Annotated in this window: 18 protein-coding genes; 8 read left to right on the top strand and 10 right to left on the bottom strand. The window is 64.6% G+C overall.

From position 1 onward, the window contains the following. Positions 1-56 precede the first annotated feature (56 nt). Together CH306_RS16705 and CH306_RS16700 are read right to left on the bottom strand one after the other, a co-directional pair. A complete protein-coding gene (locus CH306_RS16705; protein WP_094647201.1) occupies positions 57-488 on the bottom strand; it encodes a GNAT family N-acetyltransferase in 432 nt (143 codons plus the stop codon). Between the two features lie 32 nt (positions 489-520). Further along, positions 521-1,123 (bottom strand): TetR/AcrR family transcriptional regulator, encoded by a 603-nt coding sequence (locus tag CH306_RS16700; RefSeq protein ID WP_094647199.1) that lies wholly within the window; start codon positions 1,121-1,123, stop codon positions 521-523. A gap of 158 nt (positions 1,124-1,281) precedes the next feature. Between CH306_RS16700 and CH306_RS16695 the strand changes: the two genes are divergently transcribed. Together CH306_RS16695 and CH306_RS16690 are read left to right on the top strand one after the other, a co-directional pair. After that, positions 1,282-2,388 carry a serine hydrolase gene (locus tag CH306_RS16695; RefSeq protein ID WP_094647197.1) on the top strand — a complete coding sequence of 369 codons (1,107 nt, stop codon included), beginning with the start codon at positions 1,282-1,284 and terminating at the stop codon, positions 2,386-2,388. After that, positions 2,385-2,858, top strand: coding sequence for an ArsR/SmtB family transcription factor (locus CH306_RS16690; RefSeq protein ID WP_094647195.1), 474 nt, complete (start codon positions 2,385-2,387; stop codon positions 2,856-2,858). The genes CH306_RS16695 and CH306_RS16690 overlap by 4 nt, the downstream gene beginning before the upstream one ends. A 19-nt stretch (positions 2,859-2,877) precedes the next feature. Here CH306_RS16690 and CH306_RS16685 read toward each other — a convergent pair whose 3' ends face one another. Together CH306_RS16685 and CH306_RS16680 are read right to left on the bottom strand one after the other, a co-directional pair. Continuing rightward, positions 2,878-3,282, bottom strand: coding sequence for a hypothetical protein (locus CH306_RS16685; protein ID WP_256981186.1), 405 nt, complete (start codon positions 3,280-3,282; stop codon positions 2,878-2,880). Between the two features lie 136 nt (positions 3,283-3,418). Further along, positions 3,419-3,946 carry a hypothetical protein gene (locus tag CH306_RS16680; protein ID WP_256981185.1) on the bottom strand — a complete coding sequence of 176 codons (528 nt, stop codon included), beginning with the start codon at positions 3,944-3,946 and terminating at the stop codon, positions 3,419-3,421. A 262-nt stretch (positions 3,947-4,208) separates the two neighbouring features. Here CH306_RS16680 and CH306_RS16675 point away from each other — a divergent pair, with 262 nt between their 5' ends. Further along, on the top strand, positions 4,209-4,883 hold the full coding sequence (locus CH306_RS16675; protein ID WP_094647373.1) for a hypothetical protein: 675 nt from the start codon (positions 4,209-4,211) through the stop codon (positions 4,881-4,883). A gap of 14 nt (positions 4,884-4,897) precedes the next feature. Then, positions 4,898-5,551 (top strand): hypothetical protein, encoded by a 654-nt coding sequence (locus tag CH306_RS16670; protein WP_143545385.1) that lies wholly within the window; start codon positions 4,898-4,900, stop codon positions 5,549-5,551. On the opposite strand, the gene CH306_RS16665 is transcribed toward CH306_RS16670, so the two are convergent. Beyond that, complete coding sequence (locus tag CH306_RS16665; RefSeq protein WP_094647371.1) at positions 5,552-7,459, bottom strand: flavin-containing monooxygenase; 1,908 nt, start codon at positions 7,457-7,459, stop codon at positions 5,552-5,554. 216 nt (positions 7,460-7,675) lie between these two features. Here CH306_RS16665 and CH306_RS16660 point away from each other — a divergent pair, with 216 nt between their 5' ends. The 4 genes from CH306_RS16660 to CH306_RS16645 are packed head-to-tail and all read left to right on the top strand — an operon-like array spanning position 7,676 to position 11,672. Next, positions 7,676-8,338, top strand: a complete 663-nt coding sequence (locus tag CH306_RS16660) for a nitroreductase family protein (RefSeq protein ID WP_094647190.1) — start codon at positions 7,676-7,678, stop codon at positions 8,336-8,338. A gap of 25 nt (positions 8,339-8,363) precedes the next feature. Then, positions 8,364-9,926 carry a class I adenylate-forming enzyme family protein gene (locus tag CH306_RS16655; protein ID WP_094647188.1) on the top strand — a complete coding sequence of 521 codons (1,563 nt, stop codon included), beginning with the start codon at positions 8,364-8,366 and terminating at the stop codon, positions 9,924-9,926. After that, entirely contained in the window at positions 9,923-10,549 is a 627-nt protein-coding gene (locus CH306_RS16650) for a TetR/AcrR family transcriptional regulator (protein ID WP_094647186.1), read from the top strand. Before CH306_RS16655 ends, CH306_RS16650 begins: the two co-directional genes overlap by 4 nt. Further along, positions 10,539-11,672 carry a serine hydrolase domain-containing protein gene (locus CH306_RS16645; RefSeq protein ID WP_094647184.1) on the top strand — a complete coding sequence of 378 codons (1,134 nt, stop codon included), beginning with the start codon at positions 10,539-10,541 and terminating at the stop codon, positions 11,670-11,672. Before CH306_RS16650 ends, CH306_RS16645 begins: the two co-directional genes overlap by 11 nt. A 3-nt stretch (positions 11,673-11,675) precedes the next feature. Here the strand turns inward: CH306_RS16645 and CH306_RS16640 are convergent, their stop codons facing one another. The 5 genes from CH306_RS16640 to CH306_RS16620 are packed head-to-tail and all read right to left on the bottom strand — an operon-like array spanning position 11,676 to position 16,640. Then, positions 11,676-12,554: an NAD(P)-dependent oxidoreductase gene (locus CH306_RS16640; RefSeq protein WP_094647182.1), complete on the bottom strand. Its 879-nt coding sequence runs from the start codon at positions 12,552-12,554 to the stop codon at positions 11,676-11,678. A 50-nt stretch (positions 12,555-12,604) separates the two neighbouring features. After that, complete coding sequence (locus CH306_RS16635; protein WP_094619637.1) at positions 12,605-13,678, bottom strand: 2,3-butanediol dehydrogenase; 1,074 nt, start codon at positions 13,676-13,678, stop codon at positions 12,605-12,607. Positions 13,679-13,723: 45 nt separating this feature from the next. Then, positions 13,724-14,497: an SDR family NAD(P)-dependent oxidoreductase gene (locus CH306_RS16630; RefSeq protein WP_094647181.1), complete on the bottom strand. Its 774-nt coding sequence runs from the start codon at positions 14,495-14,497 to the stop codon at positions 13,724-13,726. Beyond that, entirely contained in the window at positions 14,494-15,579 is a 1,086-nt protein-coding gene (locus tag CH306_RS16625) for an SDR family oxidoreductase (RefSeq protein ID WP_094647179.1), read from the bottom strand. The genes CH306_RS16630 and CH306_RS16625 overlap by 4 nt, the downstream gene beginning before the upstream one ends. Beyond that, positions 15,576-16,640 (bottom strand): zinc-dependent alcohol dehydrogenase, encoded by a 1,065-nt coding sequence (locus tag CH306_RS16620; RefSeq protein WP_094619634.1) that lies wholly within the window; start codon positions 16,638-16,640, stop codon positions 15,576-15,578. The genes CH306_RS16625 and CH306_RS16620 overlap by 4 nt, the downstream gene beginning before the upstream one ends. Between the last annotated feature and the right edge of the window lie 18 nt (positions 16,641-16,658).

Below are 16,658 nucleotides of genomic sequence, written 5' to 3'. Positions count from 1 at the left end.
ACCGCTCAAAATATCATTGCAGCTCAACAGCATTGGTCAGAACAGAAGAGGGCGCATCATCCACTCGTCACCATGCGCACGTGCGGAATTCCAGCGTCCAGGTAGTTCTCCCCCACGCGAACGAAGCCGAAGCGGCCGTACCACTCTTCGAGGTGCGCCTGCGCGGAGAGTTCGACGACCCCGGGATATGCCGCCCATGCAGCATTCACCAGTTCTCCGGCATAGCCCCGACCCCGCGCAGTGACGGCGGTCGCGACGCGGCCGATATGGACCGCGTCGTCGACGAGAACTCGAATGGTCGCCAGCACCTCACCGTCGTCGTCCTGCATCCAGAACAACTCCGTCGTCGGTAACAGGTCTGCGCCATCGAGTTCGATGTCGTCGACGATGCCCTGCTCGTGCACGAACACTGCGACCCGCAGCGCCATGATGCGGTACAGGGTTTTCTGATCGACGCGTGCCAGCGGGGCACGATGGAGAGTGGGCATAGAGGTCCGTTCTATCCGAGGTAGGTACAAGGTCACCGGTCAGTTACGGCACTGCGGTCGACCACGTTGTCGATCGTGCGCTGAGCGAGTCGTTTCTGCGACGCCGGCGGATACGTCTCGGGATCGAGCACCGCCAGGACCACGATGCCTTCCACTGCGATGGCGATCTGCAGGGCGTAGTCGGTGGCCTCGGCATCGGTGACATGAGTGCCGAGGTCGGCAACGAGACCCGCTATGCGAGTGAGCCACTGACGCGTGTGGGTGACGTGCGGGTCCCGCAGATCGGTGTCCACGATCGCCGCCGCCGCGAAGCCCGTGAAGATTCGGGCTTCGACAATGCGATCGTCGTCGAGTGGAAGCACGGAGCACACAACGGCATACAGCCGCTCCGCCGCGGACTTTCGGCGACTGGCACCGGCCTTGTCTGCCCGCGCTGCCGTGCGCTCGAACAAGGACTGCCGAGCGTGCACCAGCATCGCAGACCGTGAGCCGAAGCGGTGCATGATCAAACCGGTCGTACAGCCTGCACGGGTCGCGACCGCGCGCACCGTCGTCGCCTCGATCCCCAACTCCGCGATCGTGTCCCACACGGCCTGCGAAATGCGGTGACGCGTGTCGTCCGATTCGGCAGTCACTTGTTCTCACCTCCCGACATCCGTAACACCTGTTACGGACCAGCGTAACAGGTGTTACGAATGCTAGGCACCGAAGATGGTGCGACGGGGGTTGTCGCGCCGAGAATTCTCTTCTATCGTTAATCCGTAATTACGGAATAACAACCAAGGAGCCCGAGATGCGACGCCTCACCCTCGTCTCGACAACCTGCGCAGCGGTCCTGCTGATGAGTGGATGTGCCACCTCCACCGAATCGGACACCGCCGAAGCCGCAACCTCGACGCCGGAGAATTGCGCAGCTGTCACCTCGACCGACCTCGGCACCGAAGACGGTTGGATCGGACTGATCGATCAGATGCCCAACAATGTCGGTCTCGTGATCGACGACGGCCGCGGCAGAACCGTCGAACATCGGGCCGACCAAGAGCAGGTACTCGCATCCGCGATCAAGGTGGTGCATCTCGCCGCATACGCACAGGCGGTCGCCAATGGCAGCATCGACCCGAACGAACAAGTGGCCCTTTCGGATTGGGAGCGCTGGTACGTGCCCGGTACCGACGCCAATGCACATCCGAAGGCTTTGACCCGGTTGGGCATTGCGAACGCCGGCACCAACGCAACCGACCCCAACGCCACGGTTCGCATCGATGACATGGTCTCGGCCATGATCCAGGAGAGCGACAACTCGGTGCCCGACTACCTCCGATACCGACTCGGCGATCAGGCACTTGTCGACGCCGCAGCCGCCGGAGGTTGGGAGAACTTCGAGCTACCGAGCATGGTGGCCGACATGCTGTCGCTTTACGACCCCGCACTCGCCGACGCAGACCGCTGGGAGACCGCACAGAAGTGGGCATTCGACCCGCAGTTCCGGGCCCAGGTCGAAGCATCCGCGCAACCGGCGACCTACGAAGACCAGGCCGCCAGGGTTCAGAACAGTTTCCGCGGCGCGTCGGCCGAACAGCTCAACGGAATGTATCGAGCCTTTACGGACGGGACCTACGGCGACGCGTCCGACACCATTCTGCGCCAACTGGAATGGCAGCCCGCAGGTGACGGCGTTCTCGGTGTCGGGTTCAAAGGCGGCAGCCTCGCAGGGGTGCTCACCCAGGGCTTCGAGCTACGGCGTACCGACGGAACAGTCGCTACCGCCGTGTGGCTGATCGATGGCCTCCCCGCGGACAGATTCGATCAGGCCATGGCCCAATTCGGCGTACAGCAGCAACTCATTGTCGAAGCGATGCTCTCGCCCGAGGTTCTCGACCGGATAGCCTGCGTGGTGTGAGCACAGAGTTCGAGTCGAGACTGGCAGAGCTGGAAGCCCGCGTCGCCGAACTGGAACGACGCGACGCTCCCGAACAGCTCGATGCCGCCCCGTCGACCGGCGGCATGATCGCCTACCAAGGCGACGTGCATCTGCACGGCACGGTCCGCTGGGACATCGGCTACTCCCCCGACGCCATCGTGGAACTGCCTGTTCCTTCCGCATCGGAAGTGCTCGCTGCTTTAGGACATCCGGTGCGACTACAGATCGTGCGAACGCTTCTGCGCGGCCCGGCGAACGCGGCAGATCTGCACGCGACGGTAGGAGTCGGCTCGTCCGGCCAGATCTATCACCATCTCAAGACGCTCAGTTCGGCGAACATCGTCGAGCAGCACGGCCGCGGTGACTATCGAATTGCCGCCAAACGAGTTGTGCCGCTCTTGGTTTCGATGCTCGCCGCCGCCGATATCGCGGGCGATCTAGGGACCTGACCGCTTACAACACCGCGCGTCAGGGTACGAACAACACACCCAAGCCGGGGATGAGAGCGTTCGACGCATCGGGATTCTCTCGGTCATGGGTCACCGTCACGAATACCGGACCCGCGCCCGTCCGAGCCGTCACCTCGGTCGGCAGGCGGTAGGCCTGCGGACCACCCTGATTGGCCGGCTGAGTCCGATCGATCTCGTCGTTCCAGTGCCGCAAGCCAGCGGAGCCCACCTCACCGGTGGATAGGTTGCGCCAATTGACCGTCAGGTGCCGGTAGTTGAACTGGTAGTAGTACGGCCGGATGTCGGCGGCCGAGAAGCGCACCTCTCCTGGCTTCTCGCCGAACACCGCGCGAATCGGAATGGTCTGGATCAGCCCGCCGGGAACGCCCGCAGGGACGAATTCCGGCCCGGTGACGACAGGCACCTGCAGTACCGACTCTTGCGGAGTAGCAGTTGCAGTTCCGGCACCAATGCCGAAGACCAGGGGTATCGAAACCGCAATTACTGCTGCGGCCCGTCGCATCGATGGCTGCATCGTGAAACCTTTCGTCGGGGTCGAATCAGGGAACGAGCACCACGCCCGCGCCGGGGATAAGAGTGTCGAGGTACGGCGAGCCCCACTGACCGCCGTTCGAGTAGTCCTTCGTGTGCGTCACCGTTACGACCACAGGACCCGGCCCGGTGTTTGCGACTACCTCGAGGGGCAGATCTTCCCGTCCGTAGGGTCCACTCGGCGATGGTGTCGGATCGTCCTGCCAATGCCGTAGATCAGCCGCCCCCGTGGCACCTGTCGCCAGGTTTCGCCAGTTCAGGTTCAAGTACCTGTACGGATACTGATCGGCGAACGGCGCAATGGTCGACGCCGAGAAGCGCGCGACACCGGGCTCGCCGCCCACGGTTGCCTTCATCGGAATGGTCTGGAACAACCCGCCGGGCACGGCACCGGGTGCGATCTGGAAGCCGGTGACCACCGGAATCTGGAGCAGCGTGGTCTGCGGAGCTGCCACGGCCGTTCCCGTACCGATGCCGAGCATCAGGGGAACTACGAGTGCGATCGATACGACCGCTCGCCGCAATGTCTTTCGCATACAGCACGCCTTTCGATCATGTCGCACAACGACATACCGGACCGCTTGTGGCCTCGCACCACGAACTCCAGGTTGAACCTGAAACATCAAGTGGTTCTTGAGTCTTTACCGAACCCACCATCGCAGTCACAGCGACAAAAGGACCACCCGTATACCGATTCGTGATGGGGTCGTGACACGACTGACGTTAACAGACCACTTGGCCCGTTCGATTCATTGATCAGAGGTGACGCACTCCGCAGCCACCGGTGAGGACCATCGAATGAGGCAAGTCCGAAACATCGTGGCCATGAGCGCGTTGATCGCCGCTACTGCTCTCGCATCCACGGCCTGCGGCTCCGACGAGCCGGCGAGCAACCCACCCACGCCTGCCACCAGCGCAGCGGCTGCTCCGTCGGCAAACGGGTCCACCGAATCCGACGGTGGGAGCGGCGCAGGCGGAATCGCACAGGCTCCCGACATAGTCACCCCGGTACAAGCCGTACCCACCGCTGCGGACACACCAGCAGTACCGCCCGCCCCGAACCGCGACGACGTCAACGTCGATGCGCGCGACTACGAGCAGCCCGGCGGCCAGTACTTCTTCCAATCACCCAGCGGAAATGTGTTCTGCGCATTCAATTCGTTCAACGCTCCCGGGACCATCGTGGGCTGCCAGGTCCGCTACTCGGTACCGGGCAACACCGGCCGAGAATGCGCGAACACGGCGAACAACACCTACGGGGTGCAGATCACCCAAGACGGCACCGTCGAACAGATCTGCACCAACCAGGGCATCTTCGTCGGCGATCCGAACAACGGCGACACCCAGGTTCTCCAATACGGTCAGGTCATCGGAGTCACCGGCAATTTCTGTCGCTCCACCGAAGCGGGCATCACCTGCTACGACGGCGACCGAGGCTTCATGATCTCCCGCGACGTCAACATCGCGTTCTGATGAGGGAGCTCCGAGTGTTCCGCAGAACCGCCCTCCTCGCTGCCGCCGCATCACTGACCGCTTTCGCGCTGACGGCCTGTGGCGGCGAGGACACCCCGGCTGCCGCGCCGACCCAGAGCACCAGCGTCACCGCACAGATGCCCACGCCACCACAGGTGACCATCGCAGCGCCGTCGAACACCGATGGTGCCGACGAATCGACGGACACGCCCTCGGCGACCGGTACGGAACCGACGGCCGACAATCCCGCGAACAACACCGCGCCCATCACACCGGTCGACCCGGCCAGCTACTCGGTGACCGACAATCAAGTTGCATGGAAGTCCCCGTCCGGCAACGTGTACTGCAAGATCGGATCGGGCCCTTTCTCCTCCGGCTGCCAGGCATCCGATGCGCCGGTACCCGATGGCGCAGGCACCGATTGCGCACCGAACACCACGTTCAGCGTCGACATGCTGTCGAAGGGCTTCTACCTCGACCCGGGACACGTCACCCCCACGTGTTTCAACCAGGGGGTGTTCGGAGCCGAGGGTCAGAAAGTGTTGAAGTACAACACTTCCATCGCCTTCAACGGCTTCACGTGCTTCTCCCGCGTCGAGGCGATGATCTGCGACGCGGGCGGCGGGCACGGATTCGTGCTGTCGATGCAGCAGGCAACATCCAACTGATCAGCGAGCCTCATCCCGTCGAGGCTCCACGACGAAGTCGTCCAGATCGGCCCGCCGCGTCATCTCCCAGTAGTCGACGATGCGCCACGGCAACGTCGAGACCACGCGTCCGGCTTCGTTGCGATACCAGTTGTCCATGCCGCCGTGCGACCAGATCATCTTGGCGTGCGCCTCGTCGTGCCTGCGGACGTACTCCGCTTCCACATCGGCCTTGCACTCGATGGCTCCGATTCGCTTGTCCACCATGTCGATCAACACATCGACGATGTAGCGCACCTGACATTCGGCGATGGTGATGTAACTGCCGCCGTGGCCCAATACTGTTCCGGGACCGCAGGTGATGAAGAAGTTCGGGAAGTCCGGGACAGTGATGCCGAGATATGCGTGCGCATCCTCCGGGCCCCAGATATCGCGAATGGACTCCCCCGATCGTCCGCGCACGTCGATCGGCGTCAACAGCTTGTGGGTCTCGAAGCCCGTCGCGAGAATCACCGCATCGACCTCGGTCTCCGAACCATCACGCGCAACAACCGAATTCGAGGTGATGGACGCGACCGCGTCGGCGATTAGGGTGACGTTGTCGCGCTTGAGCGCGGCGTACCAGCCGTTGTCGAGCAACATCCGCTTGCCGAAGGGCGGGTAATCGGGCAACGACTTCTCGATCAGGTCCGGTCGGCCCTCCAGCTCGGCTTCGATGTAGCGGGTGAAGACGCGTCGATGGGCGTCGTTCACCGGGTTGATCGAGCGCTGCGGATGCTCCCACTCCGGATCGACCTGCAGCGAGCTGTGCACCCGATCGTTGAAGTTCCAGGCCAACCGCGTTCGGTACCAAAGGCGATACAAAGGAACGACATCCATGAGGTAGTTGGCGTCGTCGCTCATCTCGGTGAAATAGACGTCACTCGACGCAACCCACTGAGGTGAGCGCTGGAAGACCGTCGCATGCCCCACCGTCGACGCGATGGCCGGCAGCACCTGCATGGCGCTGGCCCCGGTACCGACGATCGCGACGCGCTTACCGGTCAGATCCAGATCGGCCGGCCAGTTCGCGGTGTGGAAGATCGGGCCGTCGAACGACTCCAGGCCGGGGATATTCGGCACCTTCGGCCGATTGAGCTGACCGGTAGCGGTGATCACCACGTCTGCGGTCAGCGTCTCGCCGTCGACCGTCGTGACGGTCCAGCCCTGCCGCTGGGCGTCGTACTCGGCGGTCGCCACCTCGGTGTCGAAGCGAATGCGTTGCCGCAGATCGTGTTCGGACGCCACGTCGCTGAGGTACTCCCACACCTCGTCGCGCTTGCCGAAGTGCGTGCTCCAGGCCCGCGGCGCGAAGGAGTAGGAGTACAGGTGACTCGGGGTGTCGACGCCCGCACCGGGGTAGGTGTTCTCGAACCAGCCACCGCCGACGTCGGAGTTCTTCTCCAGCACTGTGTGACTGATGCCCGCCTCGCGCAGCTTGATGGCGGCGAGCATCCCGGAGACACCGGCACCGATCACGATCACCGACAGATCGTTCGGTGCGGCCACCGGAGTCTCCGCAACCACGAAGCCCATGTCCTCGGCGACCATGACGCCGAACTCGGGAGGCACCTGTTCACCGACGGCCAGGCTGATCATCTCGACGAGGTGCTCCGAGTCGGGTGAGGGCACCGCCATGGGCTCGCCCTCGTGGAAGGCGCAGATTGCGTCGAGGGCCGCGGCACGGATGCGGTCGGCTACTGCGTCGTCGAATCCGCCCGTGTCGTTGTCGTCCATGCCCCGACTGCGCGTAGGGCGATACGGATCGGCGAGCCAAGTGCGATCGCCGGTCAACTGATAGAGCACCGCCACCAGCGTGGGCAGGTTGGCCGCGGCGAGAGCCCGTGAGAGTCGGTCCCGATCCACCCGGTCCCGATCAACCCCACCCACGGTTTCCGCTGCCGTTGCTGCGTCTGTGGACACCGGTACCTCCTGTTGCGAGCTGCTCCATCCGACTCCGACAGCTCAACTAACCACGGTTAGGCAATTTCCCGCAAGGGATTCGCGATCTCGATATTCACAGCTTTTTGACCCTTGACAATGTGGCACACGCCACACAATGCTTCAATGCATTACCTAACAATGGACAGGCGAAGGGATTCACCCATGGAACTCACCGAGGCGATGCGTACCACCGGCACCTGCAGGCGGTACCTCAGCGATCCCGTTCCCGACGAGGTGTTCAAGGCCGCGTTCGACGTCGCCCGCTTCGGCCCGCAGGGCGGCAACCGTCAGCCCGTGCGGTGGATCGTCGTGCGCGACGCCGCCCGTAAGCAGGCCCTCGCCGACCTCTACCTGCCGATGTGGGACGCCTACTTCGCCGGCATCACCGGCGGAACCGTCGCCGTCGGCGCATTGCCCAAGACCGTGCAGGACGCCGACTACTTCGCCCGCCACCTCGCCGAGGTGCCCGCCATCGTGGTGGTCTGCGCCGCGCTGGACGGACTGCACCCCACCGACCACGAACTCGGCCGACTCTCCGTCGTCGGCGGCGCATCGATCTACCCCACCGTGCAGAATCTGTGCCTGAGCCTGCGCGATCAGGGCGTCGCCACCGCGGTGACGACATTGCTGTGCCACGAGGAACCGGCCATCCGCGAACTGCTCGGCATCCCGGACGAATACATCACCGCCGCACACATCGCCGTCGGCTATCCGGAGAAGTCGTTCCCGCGCAAGCTCACTCGCGATCCCGTCGAGCAGATCGTTGCGGCAGAGACGTTCTCGCAGCCGATGTTCGACTCCGCTGCACTCTCCCCCGCCCTGTAGAAGCTCGTACCTGAAGGAGTCCGCCGTGCCCGGTACTGCCACCCACCATCGCTCCCCCATCGGACGCGCCACCATCGGCGATCAGCTGCGTCGTCATGCGCGGACGCAGCCGAACAAGGTCGCGTTCATCAGCTACGCGGCGGACGGCACCCGCGAGGTCACGACCTACGGCGAACTCGATTCTCGTGCAAACCGGTTCGCCAACCTGCTGGTCGATCTCGGAGTGACCACGGGCGACCGCGTCGCCTCTATGGCTCGCAACAGCGTCGACGTGGTGGTCGCGTACTACGGCACGCTCAAAGCCGGAGCAGCCTTCACCGGCATCAACGTGATGTACCGCGCAGCCGAGGTGAAGCACCAACTCGAACATGCGGAACCGACTGTGGTGGTGGCCGATCCGGCCTACACCGAGATCATCTCCTCGGTGAAGCCCGACGCCACCACCCTGGTGACATTCGGGTCCGAATACGAGACACTGACGGCGAACACCCCGTCCACCGAGCCGGACGTCGAGATGGACGAGAACGACGTCGCGATGGTCATCTACACCTCGGGAACCGAAGCGGCTCCCAAGGGCGTGATGATCCCGCACCGCAACTTCCTCATCTCCACCGCGCCCGCGTGGAGCTGGGGCCTGCGTACAGGGCCGGAGGACACCTGGTTGTTCGTCATGCCGTTCCACACCATAGCCGGACTCGGCTCGATGACAACCCTCACGCTGATGGGTGCCACGCTCGTTCTGCCTGCGACAGTCGACCCGGAACAATCGCTGCGCATCATCGCCGCCGAGAAAATCTCCGTCATCGCGCAGACGCCGACGTTCTACCTGGCCCTGGCCCGTGACGCGCAGTTCGGCCCCGAGGCCGCCGGCCAGGTCAGGCGCTGCCTCACCTACGGTGGCCAGGTGTCGCCACACACGATCAGCGCCTGGGCCACCGCAGCACCCGAGGCCATCTGGGGTACCTACTGGGGACAGTCGGAACTCTCGCAGCTCGGCTCGGTGGGCTGGTTCTCCAGCCTCGACGACATCCCCGACGGCGACGCGTCGTGGATCGGCAAGCCCGTCACCCACCTCGAGATCAAGGTTGTCGACCCTGCGGGCAACGAGGGCGAGATCGGTGAATTGCTCTGCCGCACACCGTCGGTGATGCTCGGCTACTTCAAGGACCCCGAACGCACCGCCGAGGTGTTCCGGGACGGCTGGGTACATACCGGCGACATGGTCCGTATCGACGCCGACGGCAACCTGTTCTTCTACGATCGAATGAAGGACATGATCAAGTCGGGAGGGATGAACGTGTCGTCGCAGGAAGTGGAACGCACCATCCACACGCACCCGGACGTGCTGCGCGCCGCCGTCGTCGGAGTACCCGACCCCTACTGGTCCGAGGCCGTGACCGCCTTCGTCATCGCACGCGACGGAGTGACCGCCGACCCGGCCGCGATCATCAAGTACTGCCGCACCGAGTTGGCGTCGTACAAGGCCCCGAAGTCGGTACACATCGTGGCCGAACTGCCCGTCGACCCGCAGGGGAAGATCCTCAAGCGTGAACTACGACTGTTGGCGGCGGTGGAGGAAACCGTATGACGCAGCCCGATGCTGTGACTCCGCTACCCCGGCAGATTCGCACCAAACAACGACGAGACGACATCGTCGCCAACGCCGCGAATATCTTTGCGCGTGAGGGCTACTCGAACGTGGGGATGCGCGACATCGCCGACGCCGTCGGCATCAAGGGGGCCAGCCTCTACCACCACTTCCCGTCCAAGGAAGACATCCTCTTCGCGATCTGTCTGACGGTCACGCAGGAACCGGCCGAGGAGAACCTGCCGCTGCTCGACGCGGCCGGGACCCCCACCGAACGCCTGTCGTCTCTGGTGCGCGCGCACCTGGTGCATCTGAACCGGAGACGGGTGGAGTACATCGTCGGCCTGCACGAGTTGGCCTCACTGACCTCTGAGCACCGCACCGTCATCGAGGACTACCGCCGCCAGTACCAACGACGCGTCCGCGACGTGATCACCGCCGGAATGCGCAGCGGTGAATTCACCGTCCCGAACGCGCGATTGGCATCGTTCGCCCTGACCGACATGCTCAACGGCATCAGCAACTGGTTCCACGACGGCGGCGAGCTGAGCATCGAGGACGTCGCCGACGGGTACGTCGAACTGGCGGTCCACCGCATTCTGGGTGCAGCGCATGGCGATTGACGGTCACTGCGACGCAGGCTTCACGGCGGTACGTGACGCGTTGAGCGCCAACCTCGACAGCGGTACCGAACTGGGCGCATCGATCGTGGTCGACATCGACGGCCACACCGCCGTCGACCTGTGGGGCGGCTACCGCGACACCGAACGTCGCCTGCCGTGGGAGTCGGACACCATCACCAACGTGTGGTCGACGACGAAAATGGTGACGTGCCTGGCGGCATTGATGCTGATCGATCGCGGACTGCTCGATCCCGATGCGCCGGTGGCGTCGTACTGGCCCGAGTTCGCGACCGCAGGCAAGGAAGACATCGCGATCCGGAACCTGTTATCGCACACCTCCGGGGTCTCGGGCTGGGACCGACCGTTCAGCGAAGAGAACCTCTACGACTGGGAACTCTCGACCTCGCGGCTGGCGGCGCAGGCACCGTGGTGGGATTCGCGCACTACCTCGGGTTATCACGCGGCCAGCCAGGGCCACCTGATCGGAGAAGTCGTCCGCCGAGTCACCGGAACATCGTTGCGGCAGTTCGTGGCCGACGAGATCGCCGGCCCTCTCGGTGCCGACTTCCAGATCGGTGCCGCCGAGTCCGACTGGGATCGGATCGCCGACGTCGTACCACCACCACCGCCGACCGATGATGGCGTACCCGATCCGACGTTGGTGCGTCGCAGGACCTTTCTCGGTCCGTTGGTGCAGGCCTCGTCGGCGAACACCCCGGCGTGGCGCGCCGCGGACATGGGCGCACTGAACGGGCACGGCAATGCCCGATCGGTCGCGAGAATCCTGTCCGTCATCTCCCGAGGCGGAACCGTGGACGGCGTACGACTGCTGCGCCCGGAGACGATCGACACGATCTTCGAGGAGCAATCCGACGGAGTCGATCTGGCCCTGGGCATTCCGTTGCGCTTCGGCCTGGGTTTCGCTCTGCCACAGCCCGAATCGATGCGCTACATCCCCGACGGCAAGGTCTGCTTCTGGGGCGGCTGGGGAGGATCGCTGACCGTTCTGCACCCGGACTCGAAGCTGACCATCTCCTACGTGATGAACCGCATGGGACCGGGCATCATCGGCTCCGACCGAGCCGAGCAGTACGTGCGCGCGGTCTACGCCGCCCTCGACTGACGGTCAGGATTCGGCGGGCTTCAGGAATTCGAGCACTGCGGCCATGTCCTTCGCCCCGAGTCCGGAATCCAGCGCCCGGTCGAGAACGTTTCCGACGGTCGTGGCCTGGGGCAGATCGAGGGCATGATCGCGGGCCAATGCAAGTCCGAGGCCCACGTCTTTGTGCAAGAGCGACAACGGAAATGCCACACCCGCGGCGTCCGGATCGAGAAAGTGCTCCTTCTTGTAGCCGACGTACGGCGCAGCCACCGCACTCGAGCCCAGCACCTCGTACAGGGCGGACGGTGCCAAGCCGGCCGATTCACCGAGAATCAACGCCTCGGCGACAGCCTGATTCAGTGCTGCGAGAACCGAATTGACCGCGAGCTTGGCCACCGAGGCGGTACCGGCCGGACCGGTGTGGAACTGCGCGCGGGTCACCGCCTCGAGGATGGGCTTGAGGTAGGTGAACTGTTCGTCGTCGCACCCGACCATCGTCGTGATCTGCCCGGTATCGGCCAGGCTCACGCTGCCCGAGACCGGGGCGTCGACCACCGCGGTGCCCGAACCTGCTGCGCGCTCGGCGAATTCGCGCACGGCCGTCGGCCCTACCGTTCCCATCACCACATGGAGGTGCTCCGACGCACCGGCCGTGGCGATTCCGTGCTCACCGAACAGCACCTCCTCGGTCGCTGCCGCATCGGGCAACATGCTGAAGGAGATCTCGGCGCGGGCCAGATCGGTGGGCGTCGTGGTGATCGTCATTCCCAGATCGACCAGTTCGGCCGGCGCGGTTTCCGCCGTCAGGTAGATGTCGTAGGCGGTGACCGTGTGGCCCGCCTCGAGGAGGCGGCGCACCATGTGGGTACCCATGCGGCCGACTCCGGCGAATCCGATGTGCATTGTTTCTCCTAGCGTGGGGCGGAAGGTCGCTGCAAGTACTGTCGTGTCGATCAGGACGCCGGTGCGTCGCCGACCCGAACCAGAAGCTTCTGGGCGTCACCGTTCGGGTCCAGCAGCCGCTCGAATCCGTCGGCGACGATGTTCTCGACGTCGATGATCTCGCTGACGACCTTCTCCACCGGGTAGCGTCCGGATGCGACCAGGGCGATGATGCGCGGCCAGTCGTACACCGGGTAGCACCAGGTACCCACCAGGGTCAGGTCCTTGTTGGACATGGCCATCGGATCGATCGTGGCCGGCTTGACGTGCAGACCGACCTGGGCGACGGTTCCGCCGGAGCGAACGCTGCCGAGTGCGGCCGTCAGTCCGTGTTGGTGGCCCGAGCATTCTGCTGCGGCATCGACTCCGATACCGCCGGTCAGTGCGTGGACCGCGGCGGGCACGTCCTGCACGGTGGGGTCCAGTACCTCGGCGATGCCGAAGGCCTCGATCAGCGCTCGGCGCTTCGCATTCGGCTCGGACACGATGATCTTCGCCGCACCCGATGCGTGTGCGTACAGAGCGGACAGGGCACCGATCGGTCCCGCACCGGTGATGAGAATGGTGTCGCCTGCTCGCAGGCCGGTGCAGTCGACACCGTAGGCGGCCACCGCTGCCGGCTCGATGAGAGCACCCTGGACGTCGCTGACGCTGTCCGGGAGCACCGATACCTGCTGTTCCTGCACCGCAACCAGTTCGGAGATTCCTCCGCCGCCCCAGCTCAACCCGGTGCAGGCCATGATCACACACAGGTGGTTGAGTCCGCGTCGGCAGTAGTAGCACTTGCCGCAGGTGACGAGCGGCATCACCGACACGCGATCGCCCACCGCGACCGACGTCACGTCGGAGCCGATCTCGACCACGCGCGCCGAGAATTCGTGGCCGAACACCTGCGGGGCTTTCGCGCCGGTGAGTGCGTGGGGTTCGGTCGGAATGACGATCGGACCGAAGGCGTACTCGTGCAGGTCCGTTCCGCAGATGCCGCAGAAGAACGGACGAAGCAGAACCTCGCCGGGGCCGACCTTCGGGGCCGGAACGTCTTCTACCCGTACATCGTGTCGGTCGTGAAATACCGCGGCGCGCATAGCTTTCTCCTGTAGTCGATGTTCTGTGTGCAGGGGGTGTCCGCGTCAGACCGCGGTGATTCCACCGTCGATGGTGACCGCGGAACCGGTCTGATAGCCGACGTCCTCGCGGAGGAGGAAGACCACCAGCTCGGCGATCTCCTCGGGTGATCCGTAGCGCCGAAGTGGTGTGCCTTCGATGAATCGGTCGCGCTCGAAGTTCGGATCGTCCGGGTTGACCAGACTTTCGGACCTCGACATCAACGGGGTGTCGACCGGCCCGGGGCAGATGCAGTTCACTCGAATGCCGTGAGCGGCGGATTCGGCTGCAGCACTGCGGGTCAGACCCAGAACGGCATGCTTGGTCACCACGTAGTCGGAGCGATCGGGAGCGCCCTTGAGGCTGAGAATCGAACCGGTGTTGACCACCGCTCCACCTCCGGACCGACGCAGCAGTGGGAGTACGTGCTTGAGCCCGAAGAACATTCCGTTGAGGTTGACGTCGACCACCGATCGCCATTCGCTCTCGGTGGTGTCGACGATGGACTTGTGCACTCCCTCGACCCCGGCGTTGTTGAAGAACAGTCGTGGTTCACCGATCAGCGAGGTCGCGGCATCCGCATAGGCCTTCACCTGATCGTGGACGGACACGTCGGCGGCGAACGGATGGATCTCGCCGTCCGACTCCGCTGCGGTGCGCTCCGCGGCCGCCATGTTCATGTCGACGGCGAGCACACGCGCACCCAGGGATGCCAGCCGATGCGCCACCGCTCGACCGATTCCGCTGCCGGCACCGGTGACGATGGCACCTTTGTTCGTGAACTGCGACTGCTCGTTCATCGCTGACTCCTCGGGAGGATTCCGGCCGCGCGGTAGCTTTCGGTCTTGTCCATGAAACTCTCGAACGTGGATCGGAACCCGAGGAAGCCGGCCTTGCGGCTCTTGGTCATGTCGGTCAGGCATTCGATGTCGCGGCCCAGGTCGCCGTCGGTATGCCACCAGGACGCGAGGCGGTCGACATCGGCTTCGACCAGATCGTGCTTCGCGGCGATCTCCGCCCATACCTTCGGGGCGTCTTCCATGCGGTCGTCGAGCGGCTTGGGGGCGTCGGAGAATCCGACGGGTTCGACGCCGAATGCCTCCGCGATCTGCGGCCACATCCAGCGCCAGCGGAACACGTCACCGTTGGCGATGTTGAACGCTTCGTTCTCGCCCTCGGCATGTGTTGCCGCCCAGATCATCTGCTCGGCGAGAAGGTCTGCGTCGGTGATGTCGGTCAGCCCGTTCCACTGGGTGTCCGAGCCGGGGAACACGAACGGTGCTCCGGTCTCGCGGCAGATCTCGGCGTAGACCCCGAGGGTGAGTGCCATGTTCATCGCGTTGCCCACCGCGTAGCCGAAGACGGTGTGCGCTCGGTGCACGCTCCAGGTGAACCCCTGCTTCTCCGACGCTGCGAACAGCTCGTCCTCTTGGGTGTAGTAGAAGTTCGGGTTCGGCAGCCGGGGTTCGCTCTCGTGGAACGGGGTTTCGGCCATGACACCGGTCGCGTAGTCGTCGAACGGGCCGAGATAGTGCTTCAGGCCGGTCATCAGCGCGACGTGACGCAGTGCGTACTTGCCCTTCATGACACCGAGGACGTTGCGGACGATGCTCCCGTTGACCTCGATGTTCTCGGCCTCCGAGTCCTGCTTCATCCAGGCCGTGATGAACACGATCTCCGGGTCGACCCCGTCTAGTGCAGCAGCCAGCGACTCCGGATCGAGCAGATTCGCCGAGACCGGCACCACGCCCTCGACCGGATTGGCCGTGCCGCGGGCCAGACCGTAGGTGGTCCACCCTGCGTCGACGAGTTGACGCGAGATCGTTTGGCCGGCAATGCCGGTGGCACCGATGACGAGTGCCGCTCTGCTGGGCGCGCTCATCGGATCGCCGGATCGACGAGGACTTTGCCTTCGACCTTGCCGGTCGAGAGTCTGTCCAGCTCCGAGGGCAGTGCCGCCAGTCCGACGGGCGTCTCGGCCAGCTCTCCGCCGAGTGGTCCGGTGTTCAGGATGTCCAGTGCGGCAGGCAGATCGGTGTCGCACACGTGGGCCAAGGTGGTTTCGAGAGTGATCTCTCGAAAGACGAGCGAATGCACATCCAGCTCCGGTTTCTCTTTGGGAATTCCTACTGCGAGCACGCGGCCACCGTCGGCCACCATGGTCAACGCCGAGACCAGCTGGCCGGGCGCTCCGCTCGCTTCGATGACGACATCGGGTTTCTTTCCGCCCAGAGCCTCGACGATGTCCGCGCCGAGGTCGTCGGACGGGGTGATCGTGCGGTGTGCTCCGAGGCGCGAGGCGCGATCCAGTCTCTTCCCCGGGAAGTCGACGACGGTGACCTCGACGTCGGCCAGGTGCTGCAGTCCGGCGAGGACGAAGGAGCCGATGGCACCGGCACCGATGACGACGACGTTGTCCCCGTCACGAGCACCCGAGCGCCGGGCCGCGTGAATCCCGACGGCCAACGGCTGCGCGAGTCCTGCGTGGTCGATGGACAGCCCCTCGGGCAGCGCGCGCAATGTCTTCGACGGGACGCTCGCGTACTCCGCCATGCCGCCGTCGACGTTGAGTCCCAAGGTCTTGTAGGTCGCGCACTGGTTGGTGCGGCCTTCCCGGCAGCGTCGGCATGTGCCACACCAGATTCCGGCTCCGGTGGCCACCAGATCTCCGATCTTCGTCTCGGAGTCGGGGTCTGCTTCCACCACCTCGCCGACGAATTCGTGGCCGAGGATCAACGGGCCCTGATGCCCGCTGTTCGGATGCCGGCGCAGTACCGGAAAGGTCTTGGGTCCGGCCACCCATTCCGAGGCGTCGGTACCGCAGATACCCGAGCGTAGAACGCGTACGAGCGCCTCACCCGACCCGCGTCGGGGAACGGGAACCTCCTCGACGCGGATGTCGCGCGCGCCGTGGTACACGGCGGCCTGCATGGTGTCGGGCACGATTCCTCCTGGACGAAC

The sequence above is a fragment of the Rhodococcus sp. 15-725-2-2b genome, assembly GCF_002259075.1.
Lineage (GTDB): Bacteria > Actinomycetota > Actinomycetes > Mycobacteriales > Mycobacteriaceae > Rhodococcoides.
This window is presented reverse-complemented; position numbering and strand designations above follow the sequence as displayed.